This window comes from Azoarcus sp. TTM-91 (assembly GCF_012911025.1).
Lineage (GTDB): Bacteria > Pseudomonadota > Gammaproteobacteria > Burkholderiales > Rhodocyclaceae > Azoarcus.
Window position 1 is genome coordinate 1 of sequence record NZ_WUEI01000056.1, and the last position, 18,247, is coordinate 18,247.

Below are 18,247 nucleotides of genomic sequence, written 5' to 3' on the forward strand. Positions count from 1 at the left end.
CGGCGCGCCCGCGCTCCGGGGCGCTCTTGCCGCCGGCCGAGGCGCTCAGCCGGCGCTTGCCTGGCCGCGGGGGAGGGCCGGGTTCAGCGGTTGAACCACTTCAGCGTCACGCCCCAGTCTTCCACGTCCAGCCGGGTGGCGAGGCCGCAGGCGAAGTCCAGCGCCAGCCAGCGTTCCGGCGGCAGGCCGAGCAGGCGGCCGGCGATGGCGCGCAGCGGGCCGCCGTGGGCGACGACGACCTGCGCGGCGGCAGGCGCGGCCAGCGCTTCGTCCAGCCAGGCATGGACGCGGGCCGCCATCTCGCGGGCGGATTCGCCGCCGGGGGCGCGGAAGCCCAGCGGATCGGCCACCCAGCCGTCCAGCGCGCTGCCGATGTCGTCGTAGCGGCAGCCTTCCCAGTCGCCGAAGTGTATTTCCTGCAGGCGTTCGTCCACCCGCGGCTGGCCCAGCGCCTCGGCCAGCAGGCGGGCGCGGCGCAGCGGGCTGGCGTGCAACTGGTAGGCGGCGGGCAGCAGCGGGCGCAGGCGGGCGGCGGCGAGTTCCGCCGGTTCGGCGAGCTCGAGATCACTGCGGCCGTAGCAGACGCCGGCCGCCACCTCCGGGCGCGGGTGGCGGATCAGGTGTAGTTCCATGCGGCGAGTATGCCCAGGTAGCAGGCCAGTTCCGCCGCCTGCTGGGTGGCGCCAAGGCAGTCGCCAGTGTGGCCGCCCAGGCGGCGCAGGAAGAGGCGGATGAGCCAGAGGGTGGCTGCGCTTGCCGCCAGCAATGCGCCCAGCGCCTCCAGCGGCGCCAGTAGCAGCAAGGGCGCGAGGCCGCAGCCGGTGGCGACGGCGAGGTCGACCGGCCCCAGCGGGCAGGCGACGGCGCGCGATTTGGCGCTGTCGTCGGTGCGCACATAGGGCAGCAGGTGCATCACCACGGTGGCGGCGAGGCGGGACAAGGGATGGGCGACCAGCAGGGCGAGGGCGACGTCACCATCGGCATCGCCGCCGAGTTCGATCAGCGCCACTGCCTTGGCCAGCAGCATCAGCGTGAGGCCGATGGCGCCGTAGCTGCCCAGCCGCGAGTCTTTCATGATGGTCAGGGCCTGCGCCTTGTCCCAGCCACCGCCGAGGCCATCGCAGGTGTCGGCCAGGCCGTCCTCATGGAAGGCGCCGGTGAGGCGGATGCCGAGCGCGGTGCTGAGGACGACGGCCAGCGAGGGCGGCAGTACCTGGGCGATCAGCAGATAGCCGGCAGCGACGAGGCCGCCCACTACCCAGCCCACCAGCGGGAAGTAGCGCGCCGCCTGCGCCAGCCGCTCCGGCGCCCAGCCCACCCAGGCCGGCACCGGCAGCCGGGTGAAGAAGCCGAGGGCGGTGAAGAAGAGTTCCAGCTGGCGGCGCATGGTGGGCCTCAGCTCGGGGCGCGGGCGTTCAGGCCTTGTCGCTGACGCCGGCGGACTCGAAGCTCGCCATCTCGTTGAGGCAGTTTACCGCCGCCTGCACCAGCGGGAAGGCCAGCGCGGCGCCGGTGCCTTCGCCCAGGCGCAGGTCCAGGTCCATCAGCGGTTCCACCTCCAGATGGGCGAGCTGGCGGGCGTGGCCGGGTTCGCGCGAGCGGTGGGCGAACACGCAGTAGGGCAGGATCTGCGGCGCGATGGCGTGGGCCACCAGCAGCGCCGAGGTGACGATGAAGCCATCGACCAGCAGCAGCATGCGCTTCTCCGCCGCGCCCAGCATGGCGCCGGCCATCATCGCGATCTCGAAGCCGCCGTATTCGGCCAGCGCCGCCAGCGGATCGGTGGTGCGCCCGCCGCGCGCCAGCGCGCGGGCGAGCAGCTCGCGCTTGCGCGCCAGGCCGGCGTCGTCCAGCCCGGTGCCGCGGCCCACCAGCAGGGCCAGCGCGGCGTCGGCATCTTCGCCCGCGGCGGTGCCGATGAGGCAGTGGGACAGCAGCGAGGCGGCGGCGGTGTTGCCTATGCCCATCTCGCCGAAGCCGACGCAGTTGCAGCCGTTGCGCGCCAGCGCGTGGGCCAGCTCGCGGCCGCGGGCGAGGGCGGCGTCGCGCTGCGCCGGCGTCATCGCCGCCTCTTCCAGGTAGTTGGCGGTTCCCGCCGCGATCTTGGCATCCACCAGGCCGGGGCGTTTGCCGAAGTCGTGGGCGACGCCGGCATCCACCACGCTGAGACCCAGCTCCAGCTGGCGGGAGAAGACGTTGATGGCGGCGCCGCCGGCGAGGAAGTTCTCCACCATCTGCCAGGTGACGTCCTGCGGGTAGGCGGACACGCCTACGCGGGCGGCGCCGTGGTCGCCGGCGAAGACGAGGATGTGCGGCTGGCTCAGCAGCGGCTCCACCCGGCCCTGCACCTGACCGATCTGCAACGCCAGCGCCTCCAGCCGGCCGAGGGCGCCCAGCGGCTTGGTCTTGCGGTCTATGCGGTGCTGCAGGGTGGCGGCGAGGGCGGGGTCGAAGGCGGGAATGGTGTAGGTCATTGCGGTGCGGGCGGAGGGCGGAGAAACGGTGGGCGCAGCCGGCGTGTGGCGGGCGGCGGCCGGTGGAGATCGCGGATTGTACTCGCCGCGGCCGCGGCCGGCTGCGGTGGCTGGCGCCGCGGCGAGGCTTGCATCTATCATCCGGCGCTGGTGTGCGGCGCAGCAGCGCCCGCGCCATTCAAAACAAACAAGTAGTGAAAGGGAGGGTTTGCATGTCCGACGCCACCTATGCCGTGGTCTTCACCGGCGAGATCGCCGACGGGTTCGACAAGGAGGAGGTCAAGGCCGGCTTCGGGCGCCTGTTCGGCCTGGGCGCCGAGCGCCTGGAGCAGTTGTTCGCGCACCCGCGAGTGGTGCTCAAGCAGGGGCTGCTGCGGGAGGAGGCGGAGCGTTACCTGGCAACCCTGGGCAAGATAGGTGCGCTGGCATCGCTGGAGCCGCCGCTGGCTGCGGCGGCCCGGGTGGCGCCGGCCGCGGCCGTGCAGGAGGATCTACCGGTTCAGCCGGCGGGGACGCCGGAGCCGGCCGCCGCAAGCGCCGCCGCCTCAACCGCCGCTACGGCGGCCTTCCCCGCCGGCGGCGTGCAGGCCGAGGTGCCGGCCGCAGCGGCGCCGGTCGCCGCACCTTCGCCGGCAGGACCCTTCGCCGGGACGCCGGCGGCGGCCGTGCAAAAGGGTGATGGTTTCCGCGAGCTGCCCTTCGAGTTCACCGGCAAGGGCGGCGAGTTCTTCCGCATCTGGATCGTGAACCTGCTGCTCTCCATCATCACCCTGGGCATCTACTCCGCCTGGGCCAAGGTGCGCACCCAGCGCTACTTCTATGGCAATACCCGGCTGGATGGCAGCAGCTTCGAGTACTTGGCCGATCCGATCAAGATCCTCAAGGGCCGCATCATCGCCTTCGTGCTGCTGGTGATCTATGTCGGCTCGGACATGGTGTCGCCCGTGTTCAGTGCGATCTGCGCGCTGCTGCTGTTCATCGGCATGCCGTGGATCATCGTGCGCAGCCTCAGCTTCCGTAACCACAACAGCGCCTGGCGTGGTGTGCGTTTCGGTTTCGATGGCCGGGTGGGCACGTCGGCCAAGGTCTTCCTGATGTGGCCGCTGCTCGGCATGCTCACGCTGGGCCTGCTGTTTCCGCTGGCGATGAAGCACCAGCAGCGCTTCCTCGTCGGCAACAGTCGCTATGGCTCCACGCTCTTCGATTTCTCCGCCGGCACCAAGCGTTTCTACGCGCTTGTTGGCCTGGGGCTGTTGATCGCAGTTTGCGGTTTCGGGCTGGCCTTCGTGCTTGGCCTTGCCTTCGGGCTGCTCGGCATGCTGGGTGGAATGGCGACCTATCTGGCGATCTTCGTCTATTTTAACGTTGCCACCACCAACCTGATCTATGGCAGCACCAGCCTGGCCGAGCATCAGTTGAGCGCCCATTACAACTACGGCTCCTATGCCGGACTGATGGTCACCAACCTGCTCTGCATGGTGCTCACTTTCGGGTTGTTCTACCCGTGGGCCAAGGTGCGCACCGCGCGCTACGCGGCCGAGCACATCAGCCTGCTGGCCGCGGGCGATCTGGATGGCTTCATCGCCGACCAGCGCAGCGGCGCCTCCGCCACCGGCGGCGAGATCGGCGATCTGTTCGATATCGATATCGGTCTCTGACCGGCGGATGGGTGAGTTGTGAGCGACCATATCAAGGGATTGTTCTTCGACGGTGGCAGCTCGCGCCGGGTCGCCGCCACCCTCGGCCTGGGAGAAGGGGCACTGACGGTGCGGGACGAGCGCGGCGCGACGCTGGCCGGTCCGCAGCCGCTGGCGCAGGTGGAGGTTTCGTCCCGCCTCGGCAACATGCCGCGATTCCTGCGCTTCGAGGGCGGCGGCGCTTTCGAGACCGCCGACAACGATGCGGTGGACGCGCTGCTGGCCGAAGTGCGGCCGCATCACGGCCTGGCCCACCGGTTGGAGTCCCGGCTGCGCTATGCGCTGCTGGGCGTGGTGGTGACCTTGCTCTTCGTCTGGGGCGGGGTGCGTTTCGGCATTCCGGCGCTGGCGGAGGCGACCGCTTATTCGCTGCCGCCGGAAGTCAGCCGCCACATGGGCGATGGCGCGCTGGCGCTGCTGGACCGCGGGCCGCTGTCGCCCAGCAAGCTCGCCGACGAGGAGCAGGCGCGGCTGCGCGCCCGCTTCGCGCCTTTCATCCAGCGGGTGGACCCGGCGCTCGCCATCAGCGTGGAGTTCCGCGACGCGGAGGACACGCTGGGTCCTAACGCGCTGGCGCTGCCCTCCGGCACCATCGTGTTCACCGATCAGCTGGTGCAGCTGGCGGAGGACGACGAGGAACTGATCGCGGTGCTGGCGCACGAGATCGGCCACATCGACCGCCGCCACGCGCTGCGCCGGGTGATCCAGGGCTCGGCGCTGGGCCTGGTGGTGATGGCGGTGACCGGCGACGTGTCCTCGGTGACCTCCGCGGTGGCGGCGGTGCCGGTGATCCTCACCGAGCTGGGCTACTCGCGCGCTTTCGAGCGCGAGGCCGACCGCTACGCGGTGCGCATGCTGGGCGAAACCGGCATCCCGGTGTCGCGCTTCGCCGCCATCCTCAGCCGGCTGGAAAACAGCCACCGCTGTGGCGAGGGGGAGAAGGATGGCGACAAGGCATGCGCCGGCCTGGAAGAAGACGACCGCTGGCAGGGCTACCTCGCCACCCATCCGGCGACCGCCGAGCGCCTGAAAGACCTCGCGCCTTGATCCGCAACCCCCGGCTGGCGCGGCGCGCTTGCCGGGGTTGCGGCTGCCGTCCTCAGCTTCCCTTCAGTACCAGCGGCAAGCCGGCGGCCACGAAAGTGACCCGCGGGCAGATCGCCGCCACCGCCTGATTCAGCCGCCCCGCCTCATCCCGGAACAGCCGCCCCAGCGGCGTTTCCGGCACCAGGCCGAGGCCGACCTCGTTGGCCACCAGCAGGACGCGGCCCGGCAGCGAGCCCAGCACCGCCAGCAGCGCGGCGCGTTCCTGGCGGAACAGCGGCAATTGGTCCGCCTCCGCCGGCTCGGGCAGCTTTTCCGCGCCGGCCAGCAGGTTGGCCAGCCACAGCGTCAGGCAATCCACTACCACGCAGCGGTCCGCCGCCGCCTCGGCGCGCAGTGCGGCCGCCAGTGCCAGCGGCGCCTCCACCGTGCGCCAGCCGGCCGGGCGGTCGGCCTGGTGGCGGCGGATGCGCGCCGCCATCTCGGCATCGCCGGCGGTGGCGGTGGCGATCACCGTTACCGCCAGGCCGCTGGCGGCGGCCAGGGTTTCGGCATGGCGGCTCTTGCCCGAACGGGCGCCACCCAGGATCAGTTCGCAGTGCATGGGAATTCCGTTCAAGGCTGCTCGGCGAGGGGCCGAAACGGTATCATCCGCCCCCGGGCCCCGGAAGGGGCCCCGCGTTTCAGGTGCCCGGCTGCGGTTCTCGCCGCCGGGGTAAACGGGAAACAGGTGCGCGGCCTCCCGCCGCAATGCCTGTGCTGCCCCCGCAACGGTAAGCGAACGCAAGGTGTGTCAGATGCCACTGGGCGAAAGCCTGGGAAGGCGGCGCGCCGGGTCCGGCCTTGGGCCGGACGGTTCGCGAGCCCGGATACCGGCCTGCGCGCGTATGGCGGATGGGCCGCGGTGGGCGGACGGAGGCGCGATCCCGCGCCCCGCGTGCAACCCCGGCGCATCCATGTGCGTATCACCATGGCGTGCGGGGACGCGGGCCATGGCGCTGGGAGTTCCCCCTGATGAAGTTCCGCCTTGCCGCCGCCGCATCGCTGTATGCGCTCGGCCTTCCGCCTGCCGTGCTTGCCGCCGATGAAGAGCCGGCGCCGGATGCGCTGTCACCGGTTATCGTCACCGCCACCCGCATCGAGATGAAGGACAGCGATGCGCCCTACGCTTCCGAAGTCCATCGGCGTGAGGACATCGAGCGCTCCGGCGCCACCACGCTGGTCGATTACCTGGCGCGTTACTCCTCGCTGCAGGTGCTGCCCAACTACGGCAACCGCTACTCGCCGGCGCTCAACATGCGCGGCTACGGCATCACCGACGGCTACCAGAACGTGGTCGTCACCGTGGATGGCCGCCGTCTCAACAATGTGGACATGGTGCCGCAGCTGCTGGGCTCGGTTTCGCTGGCGGACGTGGATCGCATCGAAATCACCAAGGGCAGCGGCTCGGTGCTGTACGGCGACGGCGCCACCGCCGGTACCATCCAGATCCACACCCGGCCGAGGGATGGCGCCACGGTGGATCTCTTCGGCGGCAGCAACGGCAGCCGCGGCGCCTCGCTCAGCGCCGGCCTGGTGCGCGAGCGCTTCTCCCTCTCCGCCAGCGCCGAGCGCAACCGCGACGATGGCGCCGGCGACAAGGACGCAACCGGCCATCGGGATGCCTCCCGCGCCGACATCTGGCGCGTCGGCATCGACGGCAAGCCGGTGGATGAGCTGAAGCTGCGGCTGGATGCGGGCGAGTCGCGCATCGACACCCGCTATCCGAACTGGCTTACGCTGGCGCAATTCAAGGACGATCCGGCGCAGATCGTCGGCAACTACACCCACCAGAAATTCAACACCCATTACTGGAGCGTGGGCGCGGATTACGACTTCAGCAGTCGCTGGCGCCTGTCTGCCGACCATAACGACGAAAGTCGTTACTCCGAGTGGGTGAATTCGGGCTCGGAGTCCGAGTCCCGCTACCTGAGCGACGATATCTCGCTGCAGTTCCGTGGCGACAAGCTGGCGGTGACCGCTGGCGCCCAACTCTTCGATGCCGTGCGCAAGGGCTCGGACAACGACACCGACAAGCGCAACCGTGCGCTCTTCCTTCAGGCCCAGTATTCCTTAGAGCGACTGACGCTGTCGGCCGGCGTGCGTGGCGAGCAGGTGCGTTACCGCTATCGGCCGGATGCGGGCGAGCACCTGGAGGCGAATGAGCGCTTCTCATCCTGGGATGTCGGTTTCAATTACCGGGTGGATGAGGCGCTGTCGGTGTTCGGCAATTACAACGATGCGCATCAGGCGCCGGACATCGACCGGTTTTTTAATACCGATTGGTTTACCGGTACGACCAGTTTCAACGGTTTCATCGACCCCGCCCACGCCCGCACGCTGACGCTGGGCCTCAACCACAGCACGGCGACGAACCGTCTCAAGCTGGCGGTCTTCCATGTGCGCCTGCGCAATGAGATTTTCTATGACCAAAGCTTGGGGATGTTCGGGACCAACACCAACATCGACCGCTCGCGCAAGTTCGGCATCGAAGTGCAGGACAGCTGGCAGATCGTCCGCGCCGTCGCCGCGAACGTGAACTACAGCTGGACCCGCGCCCTCATCGATCGCGACGATTCCGGCGGCGGTGCCTTCAACGGCAAGGAGCTTCCCGGCGTGCCGCGCCACAGCCTGGTGGCCGGGCTGGCGGTGGATGTGGTCGACGGCGGCCGCCTCTACCTCTCCCATACCTGGCGCAGCCGCGCCTGGGCGGCTGGCGACTTCGACAACAACAACAGCCAGCGCCAGCGCGCTTATCAATCCACCGACCTCAGCTACCGCCAGCAGATCACCAAACAGGTCGAGCTGTATGGCGCGGTCAGCAACCTGTTCGAGCATGAGAACGGGATGTGGGTTGGCGACGACCAGATCTACCCGGTGGATTACTCCCGCACCTGGAAGCTGGGCGCCCGCGTCTCCTTCTGATTCACCGTTTCCGCCATGGCGCGCAGCGCATGCTCCCCCGGGCTGCGTTGCGCGCCTGTCGCCGCTGTCCTCCGGCGACTTTCCCCGTTTCATCCGCGGCGCCATCGCTGCCCAGGCTTCCCAAAACAATGAAAACCCGTTTCTCCGCTCTCACGCTGGCGCTTGCCGCCGCATTGCCTTTCCCCTCCCGTGTCTTTGCCGCGGATGAGCCGGCGCTCGAAGAAATCGTCGTTACCGCCACCCGCCAGCAGCGCCGCGCCGAAGACAGTCTCGCCAGCATCGAAGTCATCAGCCGTGAAGACATCGAACGCGCCGGGCATTCCTCGCTGGTCGAGCTGCTGCAGGCCACGCCCGGCGTACAGGTGACCGCCAATGGCGGTCCCGGCTCTAACTCCAGCGTCTACATCCGCGGCAGCGAAGCCCGCCATACCCTGCTGCTGGTGGATGGCGTCCGCATCGGCTCGGCGAGTTCCGGCACCGCCACCTTCGAAGCCATTCCGCTGGCGATGATCGAGCGCATCGAAATCCTGCGCGGCCCGGCCAGCGCTCTCTACGGCTCGGAAGCCATAGGCGGCGTGGTGCAGATCTTCACCCGCCGTGGCCAGCGCGGTTTCCAGCCGGAAGTGGCGGTGGGCTACGGCAGCGACAACACCTTCAAGGGCGCGGTGACGCTGGCCGGCGGCGTGGACCGGCTGCGCTACAGCCTGTCGGCCGGCAAGGAGCGCAGCGACGGCTACAACTCCAAGCGCGATCCCGCCTATTGGCGCAGCGGCACGCGCACCTCCTACTGGGCGGACGACGATGGCTATCGCAACGACAGCGCCAGCGGCTCGCTCTCCATCGGCTTCCGCGAGCGCGACGAGTTGGGGCTGAACTTCACCCATTCCGCGTCGCGCAACTGGTACGACGCCTCCGCGCTCAGCTACTACGACTCCTACCTGGACAAGACCGCCAGTACCCTGGGAGCCCACCTGCGCACCCAGCTGAGCGGCATCTGGACCAGCACCCTGCGGCTGAGCCAGAGCGAGGACAAGCTGCTCACCCGCGCCAGCGCCGCCGCCCCCAGCCGCACCCAGACGGTGCAGGACCAGCTGGGCTGGCAGAACGACGTCGATCTGCCGGTCGGCCGCCTGCTGCTGGCCTACGAACATGTCGAAACCCTGCTGGACAGCACCACCGTCTACCGCGAGGACGAGCGCCGGGTGAATTCCCTGCTGGCGGGCTGGACGGCGGACATCGACGTGCACCATTTGCAGATCAACCTGCGGCATGACGACAATTCGCAGTTCGGCGCCAAGACCACCGGCCTGCTGGCCTACGGTTACGACCTGACGCCCGAATGGCGGCTGCGCGGCAGCCTGGCGACGGCCTTCAATGCGCCCACCTTCAACCAGCTCTACTGGCCGATGAGTTCGCCGACCAGCTACTACGGCAACCCCGACCTCAAGCCGGAAGAAGCGCTGAACCGCGAGCTGGGATTGCGCTGGAGCCGCGGCGCCCATATGGTCGAGCTCACTTACTTCGACAACAAGGTGAAGAACCTGATCACGAACAACCCCGACCCGGCGCAGTCCGGCCAGCAGGTGAACATCGGCGAGGCGCGGCTGAAGGGCGCGGAGCTGGCCTACACCCTGGCGCTCGGCGGCTTCAATCTTGGCGCCGGGGCGGACTTCCTCAGCGCCAAGGACGAGGACAGCGGCCAGCGCCTGCCGCGCCGAGCCGCGCGCTCCGGCTTCCTGCGCCTGTCGCAGACGGTGGATCGCTTCGACTGGGGCTTCGAGCTCAGCGGCGCCGGCCGGCGCTACGACAACGCCACCAACACGGTGGCGCTGCATGGCTATGGCATCGCCAACGCCTACGCCGGCTACCGGGTGGCGCGCGACTGGAAGCTGGAGCTGCGCGCCAACAACCTGCTGGACAAGGAATACGAGCTTGCCCGCGGCTACCGCACGCCGGGCTCCAGCGTTTTCCTCACCGTGCGCTACGCGCCGCGCTGAGGCTGCATGGCCGCCAGCCCCACTTTCGCCACGGCCCATCGCAGCCTGCCCGGGCGCTCCCGCGCCTGGCTGGTGCTGGCGGTGCTGCTGCCGGCGGCAGCCGGCGCCTTCGCCTGGGCGCTGACGGCCGGCGATCTCTCCATTCCGCTGGCCGACGTCGCCGGCGCCCTGGGCGGCACCGGCGACGACATGGCCGCCCGCGTCGTCCGCGAGCTGCGCCTGCCGCGCGCCCTGGCCACCTTCGCCTGCGGCGGCCTGCTGGCGCTGGCCGGTGCGCTGATGCAGGTGCTGCTGCGCAATCCGCTGGCCGAGCCCTATGTGCTGGGGATTTCCGGCGGCGCGGCGGTGGGCGCGCTGGGCGCGATCACGCTGGGCGCGGCCACCTTCATCGTCGATGCCGGCGCTTTCGCCGGCGCGCTGGCGGCGATGCTGCTGGTGTTCGGGCTGGCGCACGGCGACGGCAGCTGGACGCAGACGCGGCTGCTGCTCACCGGCGTCATCGTCGCTGCCGGCTGCGGCGCGGTGGTGACGCTGATGCTGGCGCTGGCGCCGGCCACCCAGGCGCAGTCCATGCTGTTCTGGCTGATGGGCGACGCCAGCGGCGCCAACCGGCCGTGGCCGGCGCTGATGCTGTTGATTGCCGGCCTGCTGCTGGTGCTGCCGCTGGCGCGCGACCTCAACGTGCTGGTGCGCGGCGAGCTGGCGGCGCAGGCGCTGGGCGTGCGGGTGCGGCGGCTGCGCTACGCGCTCTACCTGCTGGCCTCGCTGTTCACCGCGGCGGCGGTGTCGCTGGTGGGCACGGTGGGCTTCGTCGGCCTCATCGTGCCCCACCTGGTGCGCCTGCTGCTGGGCAATGATCAGCGGGTGCTGCTGCCGGTGGCGGTGCTGGCCGGCGGCACCCTGCTGCTGGCGGCAGACACCGCGGCGCGCACCGCGATGGCGCCGATGCAGCTGCCGGTGGGCGTGCTCACTGCGCTGATCGGCGTGCCGGTCTTCCTCTTCCTGCTGGCGCGGCATCCGGGGCGATGACGACGCTGATGCCCTCTGCCACGCAGAACCCGTTGCTGCAGGCCGGTGGCCTGGGTGTGCGCATCGGCGAGCGCTGGCTGTGCCGCGATCTCGACCTGCTGCTGCAGCCCGGCGAATGCCTGGCGGTGATAGGCGCCAACGGCGCCGGCAAGACCACCCTGTTGCACACCCTGGCCGGGCTGCGGCCGGCGGCGGCCGGGCAGCTGGCGCTGGCGGGCCGCGCCCTGCAGCACTGGCCGCTGCGCGAGCTCGCCCGCTTCCGTGGCCTGCTCGCCCAGCAGCAGCCGGACCACTTCACCGCCAGCGTGCTGGAAACCGTGCTGGTCGGCCGCCATCCCCACCTCGGCCGCTGGGACTGGGAGGGCGCCGAGGACGAGCGCCTCGCCCATGTCGCGCTGGCCGAAGTCGGCCTGGAAGGCATGGCGGCGCGCGACATCCTCAGCCTGTCCGGCGGCGAGCGTCAGCGGGTGGCGCTCGCCGCGTTGCTGGCCCAGGCGCCGGCGCTCTTCCTGCTCGACGAGCCGCTGAACCACCTCGACCTGCGCTACCAGATCGCGGTGCTGACGTTGTTCCGCCGCCTCGCCGAGGCGGGCCGCGGCGTGGTGATGGTGCTGCACGACATCAACCTCGCCGCCCGTTTCGCCGACCGCATCGTGCTGCTGGACGGCCATGGCGGCGCCTGCGCCGGCAGCCGCGACGAAGTGCTGCAACCGGCGTTGCTGGAGGCCGCTTTCGGCCATCCGCTGCGGCGGGTGGAGGTGGAAGGCCGGGTGTTGTTCATTCCCGCCTGAGCGGCGGCAAGGGCCACGCGTGCGCCGAACCCGGCGCCGGCCGGGCACCGGGATAAAGCGGTGGCGGGCGGAGGTCGAATCGGGCATGGTGTGCGCCCCGCGAGCCGCGCGGGTGCAAGCGGTGCCGCCTGGCGGCGGCCCAGGAGTCGCGAGTATGTCCTCATCCGAATTGTCCTCCCTGCCTTTCGGCCGCCCCGGGCCCTTGCCCGGCCATGTCTACCTGGTCGGCGCCGGCCCGGGCGATCCCGAGCTGCTGACCCTGCGCGGCGCCCGCCTGCTGGCCGGCGCCGACGTGGTGGTCTACGACAACCTGGTCGCGCCCGCCATCGTCGATCTGGCGCCGGCCGCCGCCGAGCGCATCTATGTCGGCAAGAAGGCCGCCGACCACACCCTGCCGCAGTCGGAGATCAACGCGCTGTTGGTGCGGCTGGCGCAGGTCGGCAAGCGGGTAGTGCGGCTGAAGGGCGGCGACCCCTTCATCTTCGGCCGTGGCGGCGAGGAGATGGAGGCGCTGGTCGAGGCCGGGCTGACGGTGGAGGTGGTGCCCGGCGTCACCGCCGCCGCCGGCATTGCGGCCTATGCCGGCATTCCGCTCACCCACCGTGATCACGCCCAGTCGGTGGTGTTCACCACCGGCTTCCTCAAGGACGGCGCGCTGGAGCTGGACTGGACCATGCTCGCCCGGCCGGGCCAGACGTTGGTGATCTACATGGGCATCTCGCGGCTGGCGGAGATCTGCGCCGGCCTGGTGGCCCACGGGCTGGCGGCCAGCACGCCGGCCGGCGTCATCGAGCGCGGCACCACGGCCGCGCAGCGGGTGGTGGTGGCCGATCTGGCGACGCTGGCGGCGCGGGTGGCGGAGGCCGGCATACGGCCGCCGGCGCTCACCGTGGTCGGCGGCGTGGTCGGGCTCTATCCGCGGCTGGCCTGGTTCGAGGCGGGCGCGGCTGTGAGCGGGGCCGAGGACGAAGGAGCTGGCGGCACGCAGAACGGCACGGGCTGTCGCGCGGTGCACGCTGGCGAGTTGCAGGGCGGCGGCAAAGGCGAATGAGATTGGGCGCCGACGTATCGCCACCGCGCTGCCCGGCGCTGTTCATCGCCGCAGCCGCTTCCGGCCAGGGCAAGACCACCGTCACCGCCGCGCTCGCCCGCCTGCATGCGCGCCAGGGGCGGCGGGTGCGGGTGTTCAAGTGCGGGCCTGACTTCCTTGATCCGCAGATCCACGCCGCCGCCAGCGGCGCGCCGGTCTACAACCTCGACCTCGGCATGTGCGGCGAGGCGGACGCCGCCTGGCGGCTGGCCGCGGCGGCGCGCGAGACGGAGCTGATCCTGGTCGAGGGCGTTATGGGCCTGTACGACGGCCAGCCCTCGGGCGCCGACATCGCCTGCCGCTTCGGCCTGCCGGTGCTGGCGGTGATAGACGCCCGCGCCATGGCGCAGACCCTGGGCGCGGTGGCCCACGGCCTCGCCACTTTCCGCCCCGGCCTGCCCTTTGCCGGCGTGCTGGCCAACCAGGTAGCCGGCGAGCGCCATGCCGAACTGCTGCGCGCGGCGCTGCCGGCCGGCATGCGCTGGTACGGCGCCCTGGGGCGTGACCTGGAGGCGGCCTTGCCGGAACGCCACCTCGGTCTGCTGCAGGCGGCGGAGATCGCCGACCTCACCATCCGGCTGGACAGGCTGGCCGATGCGCTGGCCGCCACCGGCGCGGCGGCGTTGCCGCCGGCGGTGAGCTTCGCCGAGGCGCAAGCACCGCTGCCGCCGCCGCTGCTGGCGGGCCGCGACATCGCCATCGCCCGCGATGCCGCCCACGGGTTCATCTACCCGGCCAACCTCGATCTGCTGCAGGCCATGGGCGCGCAGCTGCGCTTCTTCTCGCCGCTGGCTGGCGAGGCGCTGCCGGCGTGCGACGCGCTGTGGCTGCCCGGCGGTTACCCGGAGCTGCATGCGGCGGCGCTGTCAGCGCGGCAGGGCTACCATGCCGCGCTGCGGGCGCATGTGGCCGCCGGCAAGCCGCTGCTGGCCGAGTGCGGCGGCATGATGGGCTTGTTCGAGCAACTGGTGGACAAGGCCGGCGCGCGCCACGCGATGGCGGGGCTGCTGCCCGGCGCGGCGCTGATGCAGCCGCGGCTCACCGCGCTGGGCACCCAGGTGGTGGCGCTGCCGGAGGGCGAACTGCGCGGCCACACCTTCCACTACTCCCGCAGCGAGACGCCGCTGGCGCCGCTCGCCCTGGCGCGCACGCCGGATGGCCGCGCCGGTGAGGCGGTGTATCGGCTGGGGCGGCTCACCGCCAGCTATCTGCACCTCTACTTCCCGTCCGACCCGGCGGCGGCGGCGCGGCTGTTCCTGTAGCGGCGGAGGACCGTGGCGCTCAGCTCGTCTGCCAGAGCGCGCTGTGCGTCTCCGGCGCGGCCTGCGGCTGGCAGGCCAGCGCATGGGCGAGCAGGCGCTGGTGGGCCTGGGCTTCGTCCAGCAGGCCGGTGTCGATTTCGCATTCCGCATCCAGCGGCACCTCGTAAGGGCTGTCCAGGCCGGTGAAGTTGCTCAGCCGCTTTTCCCGCGCCGCGCGGTACAGGCCCTTGGGGTCGCGCGCGGCGCAGACCTCGAAGCGGGTGCTGACATGCACGCAGCTGAACTGCCCCGGCGGGAACAGCGCGCGGGCGGCGGCGCGGTCGGCGCGGAAGGGCGAGATGGCGGCGACGATGACGACCAGCCCGGCTTCCACCATCAGCCGTGCCACCTCCGCCAGGCGGCGGACATTCTCGCTGCGCGCGGCGTGCGACATGCCGAGGTCGCGGCACAACCCCTGGCGCAGGTTGTCGCCATCCAGCACGAAGGTGTGCAGGCCGCGCCGGTGCAGGGCCTGCTCCAGATTGTTGGCCAGGGTGGACTTGCCGGCGCCGGACAAGCCGGTGAGCCAGATGCAGTGCGGCAACTGCCCCTTGGCCGCGGCGCGCAGCGCCGGCGAGAGGGACAGGGTGTAGGGGCGGATGGGCGGCGGCGCGCCTTTCGGATCATGCATAGCCGAGCAGCTCGTAGTCGCGTTCATAGGCGCGCTGCACCAGCCGCCGGGTGCCTTCGGAACAGAAGCTGCGCGCCGGCGCGGCGTTGCGGTGGCGGGTGGCGTTCACATGCGGCAGCGGCAGATCGACCCCGAGGCGGGTGGACAGCGCCCGGTAGTCCTGCGCCAGGGTTTCGTGGCGGCCGAGGAAGTCGACGCCGATCCCGCCCAGGGAATCGGTGAGGAAGTCGGTCTGCGGCACGAAGTGGATCTGGCGGCGCAGGTTCTCCGGGTGCAGCCAGCGGCTGACGAAGTCGTCGAAGTCGTGGTAGCGCAGCATCAGTTCCTGCGCCTGCCGGTCGCGCCTGGCGGCGCCGTGAACCCGCAGGTAAGCGTAGGCGGAGTAGGCGCGTTCCAGCGGGTCACGGACAAAGGCGAACTTGAAGCTCCTGGCGTACTGCTCGGGGAACTGCTGCTCGTACCAGTAGAGCGGGATGTGGCCATCGGCGCCGGTGTCGAACAAGGCCTCGCAGATGCTGCTGCCGGCGCACTTGGGCACATGGATGAAGAGACAGTTGCGGCGGGCGAAGGCCGCGGGGAAGGCGACGCGGGAGGAGAGGACGCGGTTGACCAGCTGGCGGTCTACGACGGGCATGCGTCCGAGCAGGAATTGCCGCTGCCGCTTGGGCATCAGCTTCCAGGAAAGGCGTTGCAGCATGGTGGCGCGGTCTGAAGAGTCCGGAGGCTCGTCACGCTAGCAAGGCTGTCACCGCCTCAAGTTTTCCGCTGTGTATTGGTTTTGAAATGGTTTTGAAATGATTCCTGCAAAAGCTTTACGCAGTGACCGGGTGGCGGAGGCGGTCGAAACGCCGTCGGGCAGGGGATGCCGGGCGGCGTGGTGATGGTTGCTGCGTACCAGGTGAATGCCTTTGCTGATGCGGGATATGGCGCACAGGACATCTTCCGGACGGCGTAATGGAGATGAAGGCGATCGCTCATCGGTGCGCTGGCGGCGGCTTCATCCTGCAAGCCGCCGCCTCAGCCGGCATTCACATTCGGTTACGCGGCTTTCAGGAGATCGTCGGCGACGGCAGGCTGATGTGATAGCCCTGGGCGTAGTCGATGCCCATCTCCTGCAGCAGCGCCAGGATCTCCGCCGATTCGACGAACTCGGCGATGGTGAGGATGCCCAGCTCCCGGCACAGGTTGGCGAGATTGCGCACCAGCGCCCGGTCCACCGCCGACTCGACGATGTTGCGCACGAAGGCGCCGTCTATCTTCACGAACTCGAAGTGCAGCTCGCGCAGGTAGTGGAAGGAGTTGTAGCCGCTGCCGAAGTCGTCCAGGGCGAAGGCGAAACCTTTCTTGCGCAGCTTGGCGAGGAATTTGCGCATATTGGTCATGTCGCCGATGGCGTCCCGCTCCAGGATCTCGAATACCACCCGGTTGGGCGGGATCTCCAGCTGGTGGCACAACTCCTCGGCGTAGTTGAGGATGCCGCGGCCCTGGATCTCCTGCGCCGACAGGTTGATGAACACCCGCTGCGCCGCCTGCCCGGCCTTGATGCGGGCGGAGCCCGCCTCCAGCACCTGGGTGATGATGTTGCGGTCCAGTTCGCGCCCCAGGCCGTACTTCTCGATGGTGTCGATGAAGGCGCCGGCGGCGGTGGTGCTGCCGTCGGTCTCGCGCAGCCGGGCCACCACCTCGCAGGCAAAGGTCTCGCCGCTGCGGCAGTCCACGATGCGCTGGTAGAAAGGCACGATGCGGCCTTCGCGCAGCGCCGCGCGCAGCTTCTCGGCGTACTCCCGGGTGCTGCGGGTGGCCTGCAGGCGGTCGGGCATCGCGTCCAGCGTGCAGGCGCCGTCCTTGCCCAGTTCCTTGGCGCGGTAGAGGGCGATGTCCACCCCGGCGAGCAGGTCGGTTTCGGTGCGGGCGTCGTGCGGGAACACGGTGATGCCGATGGAGACGGTGATGTGGAAGCGCGAGCCGTTGGGGCTGGTGAACACGCAGTCGCGCAATGCGCCGCCCAGCTTTTCCGCCACCGCCACCGCGCCCTCGCGGCCGGTTTCCATCAGCAGGATGGCGAATTCGTCGCCGCCGATGCGGGTGGCGAGGTCGCCCTTGCGCACATGGGCGCGCAGGATCTCGGCCACGCGGCACAGCACCTGGTCGCCCACCGGGTGGCCGTAGGAGTCGTTCACATCCTTGAAGTCGTCCAGGTCCAGCAGCAGCAGGGCGAACTCATGCTCATGCCGCTCGGAGCGGCCGATCTCGTACTCCAGCATGTTGTTGAATTGGCGCCGGTTGTACAGCCCGGTGAGCGGGTCGTGCACCGAGTAATACTCCAGCTCCGCCAGGGTGCGCGACAGGATCTTGCTGGACCCGACCACCATCACCATCACCGCCAGGATGGAGCGCACCACGCTTTCCTCGCGCGGATTCAACGGCGCGGAGGCGAGGTAGGTGACGCCCAGCAGGCCGGCGAGCTGGGTGGAGTGGTCCGGCACCCGCACGGTGATCATCTGGTCGGCACGCAGCGCGCTCATCTGGCGGCCGCGCTGCACCTCGAACTCCTCGTAGTCCAGCGGCGAATCCGGCGGCAGGCCGAGGTTCTCGATCATGCTGCGGACGAGCTGCTGGCGGATGTTCTTGCGGCACTCCTCGTCGCAGCTGCCGAAGTAATACACGTACAGCACCAGCCCGTGCTCTTCGGCGAAGGCGACGAAGAAGACGTCGAAGGGAAAGATGGTGTGGAAGTCGCTGAGGATGGACTGGACGAACTCCTTCCACTGGCCGATGCGCTCGTGCGACAGGATGATCTGCTCCAGCACCCGGCTCTGGCGCTCCAGCAACTCGCGCTCCACCAGCGAGTTGAGCAGCAGGCGGAACATGTCGTCGAACTCGGCGATGATGTCGCGCAGGTCGTCACTGCCGGCCTGGCCCTGGCGCGAGCGTTCCGCCAGCAGCAGGTCGAAGCTGCCGCGGAGGCGGCCGAGCACATCCTGCACCCGGCCCATCAGGGCGGTGGTTTCGGAGCCGGCCGGCAGCTGCGCGGCGGCGTCCAGCACCTGGCTGACTTCGCCGTGTTTCTCGCGGATGAGATCGCCCAGCGCGGCGCCGAAGGCGCTGCTGCGGGTGTGGTTCTCCAGCAGGCCGGCGAGGCGGCCGATGACGCGCAGGCGCAGCGCCTGCAGATCCACCGGCGCGACGGTGGCCGAGGGGGCCGCCATGGGGAGGTCTTGCATCGCCC

At 70.1% G+C, this 18,247-nt stretch carries 15 protein-coding genes and 1 riboswitch; of the genes, 8 read left to right on the forward strand and 7 right to left on the reverse strand.

Annotated features, from left to right (window positions below; all coding sequences use genetic code 11):
• Nucleotides 1-83 precede the first annotated feature (83 nt).
• The 3 genes from GRF61_RS15025 to cobT are packed head-to-tail and all read right to left on the reverse strand — an operon-like array spanning nt 84 to nt 2,474.
• Nucleotides 84-632, reverse strand: coding sequence for a histidine phosphatase family protein (locus GRF61_RS15025; protein ID WP_169151446.1), 549 nt, complete (start codon nt 630-632; stop codon nt 84-86).
• Entirely contained in the window at nt 617-1,387 is a 771-nt protein-coding gene (locus GRF61_RS15030; RefSeq protein WP_169151447.1) for an adenosylcobinamide-GDP ribazoletransferase, read from the reverse strand. Before GRF61_RS15030 ends, GRF61_RS15025 begins: the two co-directional genes overlap by 16 nt.
• A gap of 28 nt (nt 1,388-1,415) precedes the next feature.
• On the reverse strand, nt 1,416-2,474 hold the full coding sequence (cobT, locus tag GRF61_RS15035; protein ID WP_169151465.1) for a nicotinate-nucleotide--dimethylbenzimidazole phosphoribosyltransferase: 1,059 nt from the start codon (nt 2,472-2,474) through the stop codon (nt 1,416-1,418).
• 212 nt (nt 2,475-2,686) lie between these two features.
• On the opposite strand from cobT, the gene GRF61_RS25065 reads away from it, so the two are divergent.
• Together GRF61_RS25065 and GRF61_RS15045 are read left to right on the forward strand one after the other, a co-directional pair.
• Nucleotides 2,687-4,132, forward strand: a complete 1,446-nt coding sequence (locus tag GRF61_RS25065; RefSeq protein ID WP_169151448.1) for a YjgN family protein — start codon at nt 2,687-2,689, stop codon at nt 4,130-4,132.
• Between the two features lie 18 nt (nt 4,133-4,150).
• Nucleotides 4,151-5,218: a M48 family metallopeptidase gene (locus tag GRF61_RS15045; protein ID WP_348982409.1), complete on the forward strand. Its 1,068-nt coding sequence runs from the start codon at nt 4,151-4,153 to the stop codon at nt 5,216-5,218.
• A 52-nt stretch (nt 5,219-5,270) separates the two neighbouring features.
• Here the strand turns inward: GRF61_RS15045 and cobU are convergent, their stop codons facing one another.
• Entirely contained in the window at nt 5,271-5,819 is a 549-nt protein-coding gene (gene cobU / locus GRF61_RS15050; protein ID WP_169151449.1) for a bifunctional adenosylcobinamide kinase/adenosylcobinamide-phosphate guanylyltransferase, read from the reverse strand.
• Between the two features lie 64 nt (nt 5,820-5,883).
• A riboswitch (cobalamin riboswitch) is annotated at nt 5,884-6,111 on the forward strand.
• Between the two features lie 118 nt (nt 6,112-6,229).
• Between cobU and GRF61_RS15055 the strand changes: the two genes are divergently transcribed.
• From GRF61_RS15055 to GRF61_RS15080, 6 genes are all read left to right on the forward strand, one after another.
• The gene (locus GRF61_RS15055) at nt 6,230-8,179 is read left to right on the forward strand and encodes a TonB-dependent receptor (RefSeq protein ID WP_169151450.1); all 1,950 of its coding nucleotides are present in this window, start codon (nt 6,230-6,232) and stop codon (nt 8,177-8,179) included.
• A 128-nt stretch (nt 8,180-8,307) separates the two neighbouring features.
• Nucleotides 8,308-10,176, forward strand: coding sequence for a TonB-dependent receptor (locus GRF61_RS15060; RefSeq protein WP_169151451.1), 1,869 nt, complete (start codon nt 8,308-8,310; stop codon nt 10,174-10,176).
• Nucleotides 10,177-10,182: 6 nt separating this feature from the next.
• A complete protein-coding gene (locus GRF61_RS15065) occupies nt 10,183-11,205 on the forward strand; it encodes an iron ABC transporter permease (RefSeq protein WP_169151452.1) in 1,023 nt (340 codons plus the stop codon).
• A complete protein-coding gene (locus GRF61_RS15070; RefSeq protein WP_211165991.1) occupies nt 11,202-11,996 on the forward strand; it encodes an ABC transporter ATP-binding protein in 795 nt (264 codons plus the stop codon). Before GRF61_RS15065 ends, GRF61_RS15070 begins: the two co-directional genes overlap by 4 nt.
• A gap of 154 nt (nt 11,997-12,150) precedes the next feature.
• Complete coding sequence (cobA, locus tag GRF61_RS15075) at nt 12,151-13,047, forward strand: uroporphyrinogen-III C-methyltransferase (RefSeq protein ID WP_169151453.1); 897 nt, start codon at nt 12,151-12,153, stop codon at nt 13,045-13,047.
• On the forward strand, nt 13,044-14,348 hold the full coding sequence (locus tag GRF61_RS15080; RefSeq protein WP_169151454.1) for a cobyrinate a,c-diamide synthase: 1,305 nt from the start codon (nt 13,044-13,046) through the stop codon (nt 14,346-14,348). The genes cobA and GRF61_RS15080 overlap by 4 nt, the downstream gene beginning before the upstream one ends.
• 19 nt (nt 14,349-14,367) lie before the next feature.
• On the opposite strand, the gene cysC is transcribed toward GRF61_RS15080, so the two are convergent.
• The 3 genes from cysC to GRF61_RS15095 form a co-directional block, all read right to left on the reverse strand.
• On the reverse strand, nt 14,368-15,018 hold the full coding sequence (gene cysC / locus GRF61_RS15085; protein WP_169151455.1) for an adenylyl-sulfate kinase: 651 nt from the start codon (nt 15,016-15,018) through the stop codon (nt 14,368-14,370).
• Nucleotides 15,011-15,715 carry a sulfotransferase family 2 domain-containing protein gene (locus tag GRF61_RS15090; RefSeq protein WP_169151456.1) on the reverse strand — a complete coding sequence of 235 codons (705 nt, stop codon included), beginning with the start codon at nt 15,713-15,715 and terminating at the stop codon, nt 15,011-15,013. The genes cysC and GRF61_RS15090 overlap by 8 nt, the downstream gene beginning before the upstream one ends.
• A 352-nt stretch (nt 15,716-16,067) precedes the next feature.
• Nucleotides 16,068-18,242, reverse strand: a complete 2,175-nt coding sequence (locus GRF61_RS15095; RefSeq protein WP_248281261.1) for a bifunctional diguanylate cyclase/phosphodiesterase — start codon at nt 18,240-18,242, stop codon at nt 16,068-16,070.
• Nucleotides 18,243-18,247: the final 5 nt, after the last annotated feature.